Here is a 12,558-nt window from a genome sequence, read left to right as displayed (position 1 = left end):
AAAAGTACAATTTTTTAATTAACTAACAAAATTGTAACTAACAAAATTGTAACTAACAAAATTGTTATATATTTTGTTGCTTTATTTTTATTAATCTTTCCGCTGCTTGCATTAATAGTTCATCCTCTTTGGCAAAGCAAAAACGAATTCTTTTTAAGTCTGTTTTGTCTTTGTAAAATACGGAAAGTGGAATGGTTGCCACACCGAATTCAGTCACTAATCGTTTCGTGAAATCCAAATCTTTTTCATCTGAAATGTTTTGATAAGAAGCTGTTTGAAAATAGGTTCCCTCACACGGCAACAAATCAAAAGCGGTTTCTTTTAAAAGGTTTTGAAAGAAATTCCTTTTATGAAGGTAAAGTTGAGCTACTTCATGCACATCGAAAATAGTCAAGTATTCATTGATGGAAGCCTGTGCCAAACTATTTACACTGAATACTAAGTATTGATGCACTTTTTTGACTTCTTTCAGCAGATGTTCAGGAGCAATTAAATAACCGATTTTCCAACCGGTAAGGTGTAATGTTTTTCCAAAAGAAGACACAATCAAGCTTCTCTCTTTTAATTTTTCTCGGGTGTTGATGGAAATATGTTTGTTTTCAAATGTAATAAATTCATATACTTCATCTGATAAAATCAATAAATTAGGAAAGTTTTCGATGATTTTTTCCAATTGAATAAAATCATGTTCTGTCCAAATTTTTCCCGAAGGATTGTGTGGATTGTTCAAAATCAGCATTCGAGTTTTTGACGATAAATGCTTCTTAATTAAATCAAAATCGGGTGAATAATCATCTTTCAACGCAATCCGAATGGGTTTGGCATTACTCAAAATGATTGGCATTTCATAGCAATCATAACTTGGGTCGAGAATGATGACTTCATCTTGCGGTTGCACAAATGCCTGAATGGTGGCAAAAATTGCTTCGGTAGCTCCGGCAGTGATTAAAATTTCAGTGGATGGATTGACTTTTCGTTGATAATGTTCCAAAGTCAACTGAGCAATTTTTTCCAACAAAGGTGGATAACCGGCCATCGGAGCATATTGGTGAATATCGGTTTTGGCTAGACGAGTTACAATATCTGTCATTCGAACATCTATTGGGAAATTCGGAAAACCTTGAGAAAGATTAATGGCATGATATTCGTTTGCCATTTTAGACATCACCGTGAAAATACTAATGGATGTATTGGGAAGTTTTAACATGAATTTTATTTTTTTACCATAAAAGCCATATAAGTTTTAAAGTGACTTAACTTATATGACTTGTATGGTTAAATTTAGTAATTTTTCTTTACAAAATTCCGTTTCAAAAGCGAATACACCACAGAATCCCAAAATTTTCCATCCCAATATTCATTTTCCAAAAAGTGAGCTTCTTTGACAAAACCGTTTTTCTCTAACACTTTACAAGAAACATAATTTTCGGGGTCAACTACCGCTTCCACCGAGTGAAAATTCAACACATTGAAACCATAATCCAAAACGATATTAATGGCTTCACTTGTAATTCCTTGGTTTTGATATTCCGGTAACAACATATACCCAATTTCTGAACGGTAATTTTCAGGTTGAATGCGATAATGACCAATGATACCCAATAATTTTGGATTCCCTTTTATTGTAATCGCCCAATTGATTCCGATGTTGTTTTCTATTTTTTCGGAAATCATGGCAATGTGTTCCAATGCCATTTCGGGTGAAGTCACCAACGGTCGTGGAATAAATTTCATCGTTTCCGGGTTGCCTCGAAGCTCCATTACTTCGTTGACATCATCAACAGTTACCGCACGCAATAGCAAACGATTGGATTCGAGGATAGGGAAAGGGGTGAAGGAGAGGGTGAGCATTTTGTTTTTTTGTAAAGGTAAAAAAAACACCAACCTCTCAGCCAGTGTTTTATAAAATTCTATATTTCTGTCAACTGCGACTGAAAACTAATCCTCCAAAAGCACCTCCAAAATACTAATCGCCGCTTCACTAATCTTCGTTCCGGGTCCAAAAACAGCAACCGCTCCGGCATCAAACAAAAATAGGTAGTCTTGAGCTGGAATTACACCACCCACAATCACCATAATGTCCTCGCGACCATATTTTTTAAGTTCTTCAATCACTTGGGGTACCAAGGTTTTGTGTCCGGCAGCCAAGGAAGAAACACCTAAAATATGTACGTCGTTTTCTACGGCTTGTTTGGCGGCTTCGGCAGGTGTTTGAAAAAGTGGGCCAATGTCCACATCAAAACCTACATCGGCATAACCGGTAGCGACAACTTTTGCTCCGCGATCATGACCGTCTTGTCCCATTTTCGCAATCATAATACGAGGGCGACGACCTTCTTTTTTAGCAAAAGCATCGGCTAATTGTTTCGCTTTTTCAAAGCTTTCGTCATTTTTGATTTCTTTACTATACACGCCGCTAAATGTTCTGATTTGTGCTTTATAACGTCCGAAAACGGCTTCTAAGGCATCACTGATTTCACCTAAAGTGGCTCGATTTCGGGCAGCTTCTACGGCTAAAGATAGTAAATTTTCATTTCCAGATTTTGCTGCTTCGGTTAATTTTGCTAAACATTCATTCACTTTAGCATTATCGCGAGTCGATTTAATTTGTTCCAATCGAGCAATTTGTTGTTTACGAACGGTTTGATTATCCACTTCTAAAATCATAAGTGGATCTTCTTTCTCCAAACGGAATTGGTTCACGCCTACAATGATATCCTGTCCACTATCAATTCGGGCTTGCTTTCTTGCGGCCGCTTCTTCAATTCGCAATTTCGGAATGCCGGCTTCAATGGCTTTTGTCATGCCACCTAATTCTTCTACTTCCTCAATTAAAGCCCATGCTTTTTGAGCTATTTCATTTGTCAAACTTTCTACATAATAACTTCCTGCCCACGGGTCAACTGTTTTACAAATTTTAGTTTCTTCCTGTAAAAAGATTTGTGTATTTCGAGCAATTCGAGCAGAGAAATCGGTCGGCAAGGCAATCGCTTCATCCAACGCATTGGTGTGTAATGATTGCGTTCCGCCAAAAGCAGCTGCTGCGGCTTCAATGCATGTTCGAGCCACATTATTAAACGGATCTTGTTCCGTTAAACTCCAACCTGAAGTCTGACAATGGGTACGCAACGCCAATGATTTTTCGTCTTTCGGATTGAATTGTTTGAGCAATTTTGCCCACAACATTCGACCGGCACGCATTTTGGCGATTTCCATAAAATGATTCATCCCAATGGCCCAGAAAAATGAAAGGCGAGGGGCAAAAGTGTCAATATCCATTCCGGCTGCTAATCCGGTTCGGATGTATTCTAAACCATCGGCTAAGGTATAAGCCAATTCAATATCGGCGGTTGCTCCGGCTTCTTGCATGTGGTAACCCGAAATCGAAATCGAATTGAATTTTGGCATATTCTTGCTCGTATATTCAAAAATATCGGCAATAATTTTCATGGAAGGAGTAGGTGGGTAGATGTAGGTATTTCGTACCATAAATTCTTTCAAAATATCATTCTGAATCGTTCCCGAAAGTAAATGAGGAGCTACACCTTGTTCTTCGGCAGCGACAATATAAAACGCCATAATGGGTAAAACCGCTCCGTTCATTGTCATGGAAACCGACATTTCGTCTAACGGAATTTGGTCAAACAAAATCTTCATATCTTCCACCGAATCAATGGCAACACCTGCTTTTCCCACATCACCTACTACACGTTCGTGATCGGAATCGTAACCACGGTGTGTAGCCAAATCAAATGCAACAGAAAGTCCTTTTTGTCCGGCAGCTAAATTTCTTCGGTAAAAGGCATTACTTTCTTCGGCAGTAGAAAATCCGGCATATTGACGAATGGTCCACGGTCGGCGAACATACATCGTTGCATATGGACCACGAAGATTAGGAGCAAATCCGGCAGCAAAACCAAGGTGTTTTAAATCCTTCACATCTTCTTTTGTAAAGAACGATTTGAGTTCGATGTTTTCAGCGGTTTGAAAGTTATCTGTTTGAAGATTTTCGAAACTCTGATTTCTACCTTCTAATTTTATATGTTGGATGTTTTTTCTCATGATAGTTTTTCTGAAGATAAACGTTCCTGTTCCAATTTCTCCGCCAACCTTCTTTCAATAATCGGTGTAATCAATGTTTTTCTCGGATTGGTTTTCACAAAAGGAAACAATTCCAATTCATTCGCCATTTTGTCATTTTTGTTGGGATATTTGTTCGTTCCCAACAAAACCTCTTTTCCGGAATCAAAAAGTTCTTGCTCTTTTTGAGCACTTTCATTAATCTTCCGTTGAATTGTTCCTTCAATTAATTGTGTAATGAAACCGCCATTGGCTTCAATATCTTTGAATAATGCCAATGATTTTTCGGCTAATTGTTCCGTTAAACTTTCAATATAATAGGCACCATCAGCCGGATTATGAACTTGATTAAAATAACTTTCGTGTTTTAAAACCAACAATTGATTGCGAGCAATTCGGTCACCAAATTCATTGTCTTTGTGATAAATGGCATCATAAGCTAAATTAGAAACGGCATCAGCTCCACCCAAAATGGCACTCATGCATTCGGTTGTGGTACGAAGCATATTCACATTATAATCGTATAAGGTTTTATTGCGTTTGGTAGGCGTTGCGATTATATAACAATCAAAATCATGATTGTATTCTTTTGCTAAAGTATTGAAAAGTAAACGTAAAGCTCTCAATTTAGCCATTTCAAAAAAGTAATTCGTGCCAACAGTAATTTCAAAAGTAATTGGTGAAGAAATGTTTTCAATCCGATTGAAATATTCATTTACATGAGCTAAAGAATAAGCCAATTGTTGCACGATATTCGCTCCGGCATTTTGATACAAATCAATTTTGCAACTTAAATACGGGATGTTTAAACCTGAAATTAAATTCAGTTCGCTAAAATCTTTTTCTAATGAGGTAAACCAATTTCCGTCTTTAGCCAATTGTCCCACAGCATCTTGTAAAATGATAATTTTGTATTGATTTTGAATTGAATAAGCAGCAACTTTTTTTGCAAAGTCAATAGAAAGAAATAACAAATTAAAATAATATGTGACATTTTCTTTTGGAAGATTTTCCATCAAATCATTTAAAAAAACAACCTCATTTTCAATAGTAAACCGAACAGATTCCGCTCCTCTATGTAATGAATCAATCGCTCTTTCATTCGATTTTTTTACATCATAAACATAAATATTTTGAACAATTTTAAATCCATTTGAAAGAGGTGTAAGTAATTTGACTTCACTTTCGTCGTTGTGATAAAAAGGTTTCACTTTAATACTTTCCGGACTTTCCCAAACTAGCGTTTCGTTGTAATCTGCCCCTTTCAGTTCAAATTGAATTTGTTGCTTCCATTGTTTCGAAGAAACCGGATCAAACTTGTTGAATAATTCTTTTGCCATAATTTATAGCGATTTATTGTTTTCTTCCTCTAACATTTCCTCTTCAAATTCAATGATATAAATATCTTCGCTGTCGCGTTTCATAAAATATTTTTCGCGTGCGTATTTTTCAATTTGATCAGGATTGTTGAGACGTTTAATATCCAGACAGTCTTTTTTAATTTCGTCTTGGTAGTATTTTTTATTGGTTTCCAATTCATCGAGTTCTTTGTTCAAAACCCGATGCTCTATGTAGGAATAATTATCTAAAAAAAGCATCCAAACCGCAAAAAAAAGAAACACCAGAACGTATCGGTTACCGATATATTTAAACCAAGGATATTTTTCTTTTAAGCGTTGAATAAAGTTCATTTTTATAAAATTCTTTGGTTGATAACAGCTCGAACAACATCAATGGCTACTGTATTGTATTTATCATTCGGAATAATAATATCGGCAAAAGCTTTAGTAGGTTCAATAAATTGTTGATGCATGGGTTTTAACGTGTTTTGATAACGATTTAACACTTCTTCCATGTCTCTTCCACGCTCTGCAATATCGCGTTTTAATCGGCGAATCAATCGTTCATCGGAATCGGCATGGACAAAGATTTTTATGTCAAACATATCGCGAAGTTCAGGATTAGCTAAAATTAGAATTCCTTCTATAATCATAACTTTCCTGGGATGGGTCATAATCGTATCTTCTGTTCGGTTGTGAGTAACAAAAGAATAAACGGGCTGTTCAATGATTTTTCCTGCTTTAAGCTCTTTTAAATGTTGAACTAATAAATCAAAATCAATTGCTCTCGGGTGATCAAAATTTATTTTGGTTCGCTCTTCATAACTTAAATTGTGCGTTTCTTTATAATACGAATCTTGAGAAATGATGCCCACTTCTGTTTCAGGAAGTTCATTCATAATTTGGTGTACAACGGTTGTTTTTCCACTTCCGGTTCCACCTGCGATACCAATAATCAACATGTTTCTTTATCGTTTGTTTAAGAATAACAAAGTTAAAAATTATAAGTGCAGAAAAGTTGTTTTTTTTGGATTAATTTTTAATAAAATTTTAAGGTATAAGCCATGCACCTGAATTGGTGAAATGTTGTTAATCAAAATCCTTTGAGCTTCGCTCGGAGTTATTTTTTGTTTCAAACCTTACAAGCAAGCTTGACGGTTATGAAAACAAAAAATCCCTCCCACAATGTGGAAAGGATTTTGTTGGTCGGGGTGGCAGGATTATTCCATGAACCTGACTATTGGAAATGTTGCTCACCAAAATCCTTTGAGCTTCGCTCTGAGTTATTTTTTTTCAAACCTTACAAGCAAGCTTGACGGATCTGAAAACAAAAAATCCCTCCCACAATGTGGAAAGGATTTTGTTGGTCGGGGTGGCAGGATTCGAACCTGCGGCCTCCTGCTCCCAAAGCAGGCGCGATAACCGGGCTACGCTACACCCCGAATTCATAATTTGAATGAGGGTGCAAATATAGAACTAAAATTAGTTTTACCAAACCAAATAATAAATAAAATTAGGCTATTCAAAAATTATTAAAACTAATCAACAATTAAGTTTTAGTTTTTATTTAAAACTTACATTTGCAATGAAATTTAGAAAACAAAATTATGTCTGATACAATAGAAAAAGTAAAGTGCTTAATTATAGGTTCCGGACCGGCAGGTTATACCGCTGCCATCTATGCGGCTAGAGCCAATATGTTTCCTGTTTTGTACCAAGGAACACAACCCGGTGGACAATTGACTACAACCAATGAAGTGGAAAATTTTCCCGGTTACCCAGATGGTGTTACTGGTCCTGAAATGATGATTCAATTGCAGGAACAGGCCAAGCGTTTTGGAACAGATGTCCGTGATGGTTGGGTAACTAAAGTTGATTTTTCTGGACCAATTCATAAAGTTTGGGTGAATGATACAAAAGAGATTCACTGTGAAACCGTAATTATTTCAACGGGTGCTTCAGCAAAATATTTAGGATTGCCTTCTGAACAGCATTATTTGCAAATGGGTGGCGGAGTTTCGGCATGTGCGGTTTGTGATGGATTTTTCTATAGAGGTCAAGAAGTAGTAATTGTTGGTGCCGGAGATTCTGCTTGTGAAGAGGCTCATTACTTATCAAAATTATGTAAAAAAGTGACGATGTTGGTGCGAAGCGAAAAATTCCGTGCCTCTAAGATTATGGAAGCCAGGGTTCGCAAAACCGAAAACATCGAAATTTTATTAAATACCGAAACCGTTGAGGTAAAAGGTGACGGTCAAGTAGTCAGTTCAATCTTGGTAAAAGAAAGAACATCAGGCAATGAAACCGAAATTCCGGCTACCGGATTTTTCGTAGCCATTGGTCACAAACCAAACACGGACATTTTTGCGGATTATTTGAACCTAGACGAAACCGGCTATATCATCAATGTTCCGGGAAGAGCATTGACTAATGTAGAGGGTGTTTTTGTTGCCGGTGATGCTGCTGATCATGTGTACAGACAGGCGATTACTGCTGCCGGAACCGGTTGTATGGCTGCTTTGGACGCTGAACGTTATTTAGCAAGTAAAGAATAACAAAATACAGTAATGAAAAAAATCCAACTGAAGAAGTTGGATTTTTTTATGCTCTTATTTCAGTAGTTTTTTATTGAGTGATGATTCATCTGCAAATCGTTTGATTTCGATAGTTGCGTTACCATATAAATTTGTTTCGGCTTTTCCCGAAGATTCTAAAACGAGATTGCTGGCTACTTGAATGCTGTTTTTTGCACTTGATTCGGCAATAACAGTAGCCGTTTGAGCAACTAAATTTTTTCCAATAAAATCGGAGTTGTTATCCATTCTTAGTTGTAGATCGTTGATGTCACCTTCAATGTTTGCTGAAGCTTTCTGATACATATCACATTTAAATTTGGAAGAACGAATGAGTGCCTTTAAATTTGAATTTTTACTTAATTCAAAAATGACATCATCCGATTTTAAATTCAGTTCAATTTTAGCTTTATCGTTAGCAATTAAAGTAAAATTGGCACAATCTGCATTTAAAAATAAACGTGAATTGTCATAGCATTTGAAAGTAACTTGACTAAGTTTTACATCGGCTAAGGCGGTTACATTAGCATCACCTTTGGCAATGAGCATTTTAAATTCGTCAGTATAAGTTACACGTACACTTGTTTTTTTTGCTCCGGAAATATTGTGCACTAATCCAATACGAAGCGTTGTTCCGTTTAGTTTGATGTCGAATGACTCGTGTGTGTTGTCATCGGCTTCAATTTCTATGGAAGGTTGGTCTCCTTTTACAATAAAAACATCAATTTCATCTTCTACCTCGAGACTATCGAAATTTCCAATTTCTTTTTGTGAAATGGTTACAATTTTAGAGGCTTTGAGTTTTTCTTTTTTTTGACTCCAGGTTACTGTGGAAATAAGTAGGACTACAAATAGGATAAGATTTTTTTTCATTTCGATCGGGTTTATATAGCAAATATAAAAAAACATCCCGATTTTTAAACGGGATGTTGTAAAGATATGATTTTTGCACACTTTTAGTAACCTACAGTTCACTTTGTAGTCCTGACCGACCGGCATCCTTCGCTTTGGCGTGGATAATACGGAGGGTTGGAACATGGATGGCATAGAAGCCCATGCCATTGCTTCGCCTATTCGCTATCGCTCGGGTAGCTCCGAATTAATTTGAACGCACTGATCCGCCTGACGAAGTAACTTTGGACACCGTTTTGGGCGTGTTGTGGTATTTGATGTCGCTCCCACTTGTAGCTTTAGCGTCTAGACTCAAGATGGGATATACATCGATGGAACTTCCACTGGATGATTTGGCAACGACATCGTTGGTTTGCAATTCATCGGCTTCAATGTCGCTTCCGCTCGAGGATTCCGCTTCTAGTTTTAAGGCTTTTCCTTTGACTTCGATGTCGCTTCCGCTACTCGAATCACAAGTGATTTTTTCGGCTTCTACGGTAAGTTTTATTTCGCTTCCGCTAGATGCTTTTGTTTCAAGGGAACTCACAATAAGTGTGTTTTTACTTTTTAGAGAGGCTCCGCTTGAAGTTCTGAGGGATTCGATGTTGGGCAATGTCACAAAAACGGATTTTGATTTGGTGTTTTTGACACTTTTTTCCAAAGCTATTTTCAGGGTTCCGTCAACAATATCAGTTGTTATTAAGTCAATAATGTTATCATCGGCTTTTACTTCAATTGATTTTGCATCACTTTGGGTTACTTCTACATCAATTCCGTGTGATACTTCGATGTTAGTGAATTCCCCGGAAACAGGTCGGTTTACTGTTGTAACGTTTCCACTGCCTTTGACTGCATTTGTCAAATCAATGGAATATTGACAGGATGCAAATAACAAAGCAGTGATTAATGCAACTAGGGTTTTGGTAAGGTAAACGATAAACTTGATCATGATTAATTTGTTTTTATAATTACACCTTCTTCATTAATTTCTAAACCTTTAAATTTCCTTTTTTCTTCCGATTTGTTAGTCTCTTTGATATGTATTCCATCTTTGTTGATTGTTACAATAGAAGTAACAGAATCTTCAGAGGAATTAATTTGAACGTCGTTGTATTCGTTTTCATCAATTGGGCAGTTTAGGCATTTAATTTGTTCTTTAGTAACATTATAAATGTATTGGTCTGAACTGTAATGGAGATTAAAAAAACCATTGTTTGATGAATCAAAACGTTGAACAGAGCTATCAGGTCTAATGATGGTTCCTTGAGGGAGATATAAATACAATTCTACTTCCTGATTTCTGTATTTGTTTTTTAAATCGGTAATAAAATAATTGTCTAAAATTAATTTATTTCCTTCAAATTTAAAAGCATAATTTATTTTTTCTGCTCTTTTTTTGGCTTCTGTGATTGATTTTCCTTCTGCTCTTTTTTCAATTTGTAAATAAGGCTGAGCTTCTTCGGTATAAATTAATTCAATGCTGATTTGATTAGAATAGATAATATCATTACCGTTTTCGTCTTGTGTAACTTCAAATTCTTCAAAATGATAATCTTTGGTATAATAATCGTTGAATTTAAATTGAATATCCAACGTGTCATTTGGCATCAAATTTAAGGTCTCTTTTTGCACAGTTTTTCCATCATAAGCAATTTCAGTGGCTTGTTTTATTCCAAAAGAAATTAAAACTCCAACTGCAATTAACCATAATGCTAATAAAGTATATTTTGCTACATTTCCGATTGATTTCATATTGGTAATCAGTAGTTTTAGTCCTAAAATAAGTAGGAAGAAAAATGGAATTCCAATTGCCAAAACACTTAAAATTACGACCAACCAAATTGGAAACTCACTAACGATTACGGCATCATAGTAGCTTTGCCATGGCATATTTACAAAAGTTGTTGATCCGAATGTAAACCCACCAATCAATACTCCACCAAGTACAAATATGGAAAACATTAAAATGATGGCTCCAATAAATTTAGCAAAAATATTGAAGATAGTCATGAATACTTCACCGATAGCAGAACCTACTTTTTCAGCTCCTGATTTTGCTGCGTTTCCCATTTTCTCATAGTCAGCATTTTCGACTTTATCTGAAAAGGAAGCAAATTCTTCACGAACTTTTTTTTCGATATTACTCAGGTTTACCGGTTCTCCGGTCATTTGAAGTTTCTCTGTAGTGGTTTGTGCTTTTGGGATTAAAATCCATAATAAAATGTATAGAAAGATTGGAAATCCAACTCCTGCAATTACAATTAACACTAAAGCCAAACGAATCCATAATGCGTCAATGCCAAAATAATGCCCTAATCCGGCAGAAACACCACCTAAAATGTTTTTATCAATATCGCGATAAAGTTTTTTAGACGATTTTGTCGAGTTATTGAAGTTTGATTGAGTGGTATCTCCTTCTTCTTCAATCCGGTAATCTTCGGGTTGACCCATTACAGCAATCATAGCATCCACATCTTTCAAGTTGATTACTTGTTTGTCTGCTTCTTTCTTTTCGGTAAAAATTTCCGAAATTCTCATTTCAATGTCTTTCATAATTTCATCTTGACCGGATGAGTTAGAAAGCGAACGTTTTATTGCATCGAAATAACGATTTAATTTTTGAAAGGCATCTTCGTCGATATGAAAGAATAAACCTCCTAAATTTATATTTACTGTTTTGTTCATGACGATTAGTTTTGATTGGTTATGGTGTTCACGGCGTTGGATAATTCTCCCCAAGTGCCATTAAGTTCAGTTAAAAATTGTTTTCCTATTTCGGTGAGTGCGTAGTATTTTCTTGGCGGTCCCGAAGTTGATTCCTCCCAACGATAGTTGAGTAATCCGTCATTTTTTAATCTGGTTAGCAGTGGATAAACAGTTCCCTCTACCACCAACAATTTTGCGTTTTTCAGGGTGTCTAAAATTTCAGAGGTATAGGCTTCTTTTTCTTTTAAGACAGAAAGTATACAGAACTCTAAAACACCTTTTCGCATCTGGGCTTTTGTGTTTTCAATATTCATAATTCATGATTAGATTTTTAGTTTAACTGATTCGTTTTTGATTTGATTGATTTGCCTTTCGGCGATGATTGATTTGATGATTGAAACTCTTATTTAATAAAATTAATAGTAAACGGATATTTGTATACAGTTCCTTCGTTGGCACGAACGGTTCCTAAAATCACCAAAACGAATTCTGCAATGGTCCAAATCCCTAAAACGGATGCTGCGATAATACCAACGGTGATTAAATCAATCGGAATCACTTCACCACCTGCGTTTTCAATTTCGATGTATTTTACTATTGAGCCAATAAAAAAGATACCTAATACAATGGCAATCACAATACTGTAAGCCAAAATACTTAAATGAAAATTGACAACCGATTTTCCATTCTCATCAACATATTCTGATTGATGTTTTTTGGTTTGCCAAATAATCAAGGGAACTACTATTCCTGCAAAGGGAATAAGATACTTTGCAAATGCACTCAAATGCAATAATGCTGCTGTTGTTTTTTCGTTTTGTGTAGTCATAATTAAAAGTATATAATAATATCCTATGCAAATATATGTCTAAAAGAAGGTATTATGTTACGCATAGTACTAATATTTAACAAAATATTAACAAATGATATGTAATAAAATAAAGCTTATATTTACCAAAAAAATCAAT

At 35.7% G+C, this 12,558-nt stretch carries 12 protein-coding genes and 1 tRNA gene; 1 reads left to right on the top strand and 12 read right to left on the bottom strand.

All coding sequences use genetic code 11. The features are described 5' to 3' along the window. Positions 1–64: 64 nt before the first annotated feature. The 7 genes from EQG68_RS12910 to EQG68_RS12880 form a co-directional block, all read right to left on the bottom strand. Complete coding sequence (locus EQG68_RS12910) at positions 65–1,207, bottom strand: methionine aminotransferase (RefSeq protein ID WP_129465305.1); 1,143 nt, start codon at positions 1,205–1,207, stop codon at positions 65–67. Between the two features lie 74 nt (positions 1,208–1,281). After that, entirely contained in the window at positions 1,282–1,851 is a 570-nt protein-coding gene (locus EQG68_RS12905; protein ID WP_129465304.1) for a GNAT family N-acetyltransferase, read from the bottom strand. 87 nt (positions 1,852–1,938) lie between these two features. Beyond that, on the bottom strand, positions 1,939–4,062 hold the full coding sequence (gene scpA / locus EQG68_RS12900; RefSeq protein WP_129465303.1) for a methylmalonyl-CoA mutase: 2,124 nt from the start codon (positions 4,060–4,062) through the stop codon (positions 1,939–1,941). Continuing rightward, on the bottom strand, positions 4,059–5,420 hold the full coding sequence (locus EQG68_RS12895; RefSeq protein WP_129465302.1) for a methylmalonyl-CoA mutase subunit beta: 1,362 nt from the start codon (positions 5,418–5,420) through the stop codon (positions 4,059–4,061). Before EQG68_RS12895 ends, scpA begins: the two co-directional genes overlap by 4 nt. A gap of 3 nt (positions 5,421–5,423) precedes the next feature. Then, positions 5,424–5,771: an FtsB family cell division protein gene (locus EQG68_RS12890; RefSeq protein ID WP_129465301.1), complete on the bottom strand. Its 348-nt coding sequence runs from the start codon at positions 5,769–5,771 to the stop codon at positions 5,424–5,426. Positions 5,772–5,773: 2 nt separating this feature from the next. Then, the gene (gene udk, locus EQG68_RS12885) at positions 5,774–6,382 is read right to left on the bottom strand and encodes a uridine kinase (protein WP_129465300.1); all 609 of its coding nucleotides are present in this window, start codon (positions 6,380–6,382) and stop codon (positions 5,774–5,776) included. 402 nt (positions 6,383–6,784) lie between these two features. Beyond that, positions 6,785–6,862 (bottom strand) — tRNA-Pro (locus tag EQG68_RS12880). A 165-nt stretch (positions 6,863–7,027) separates the two neighbouring features. Between EQG68_RS12880 and trxB the strand changes: the two genes are divergently transcribed. After that, the gene (trxB, locus tag EQG68_RS12875) at positions 7,028–7,975 is read left to right on the top strand and encodes a thioredoxin-disulfide reductase (RefSeq protein ID WP_129465299.1); all 948 of its coding nucleotides are present in this window, start codon (positions 7,028–7,030) and stop codon (positions 7,973–7,975) included. 54 nt (positions 7,976–8,029) lie between these two features. On the opposite strand, the gene EQG68_RS12870 is transcribed toward trxB, so the two are convergent. From EQG68_RS12870 to EQG68_RS12850, 5 genes are all read right to left on the bottom strand, one after another. After that, positions 8,030–8,866 carry a GIN domain-containing protein gene (locus EQG68_RS12870; protein ID WP_164975460.1) on the bottom strand — a complete coding sequence of 279 codons (837 nt, stop codon included), beginning with the start codon at positions 8,864–8,866 and terminating at the stop codon, positions 8,030–8,032. A gap of 226 nt (positions 8,867–9,092) precedes the next feature. Then, a complete protein-coding gene (locus EQG68_RS12865; RefSeq protein ID WP_129465297.1) occupies positions 9,093–9,833 on the bottom strand; it encodes a head GIN domain-containing protein in 741 nt (246 codons plus the stop codon). A 2-nt stretch (positions 9,834–9,835) separates the two neighbouring features. Next, positions 9,836–11,569: a PspC domain-containing protein gene (locus tag EQG68_RS12860; RefSeq protein WP_129465296.1), complete on the bottom strand. Its 1,734-nt coding sequence runs from the start codon at positions 11,567–11,569 to the stop codon at positions 9,836–9,838. Positions 11,570–11,574: 5 nt separating this feature from the next. Then, entirely contained in the window at positions 11,575–11,904 is a 330-nt protein-coding gene (locus tag EQG68_RS12855) for a PadR family transcriptional regulator (protein ID WP_129465295.1), read from the bottom strand. Positions 11,905–11,993: 89 nt separating this feature from the next. Further along, a complete protein-coding gene (locus EQG68_RS12850; RefSeq protein ID WP_129465294.1) occupies positions 11,994–12,419 on the bottom strand; it encodes a DUF4870 domain-containing protein in 426 nt (141 codons plus the stop codon). Positions 12,420–12,558 lie beyond the last annotated feature (139 nt).

Origin of the sequence: Flavobacterium piscinae, assembly GCF_004122145.1 — a bacterium.
Lineage (GTDB): Bacteria > Bacteroidota > Bacteroidia > Flavobacteriales > Flavobacteriaceae > Flavobacterium > Flavobacterium piscinae.
This window is presented reverse-complemented; position numbering and strand designations above follow the sequence as displayed.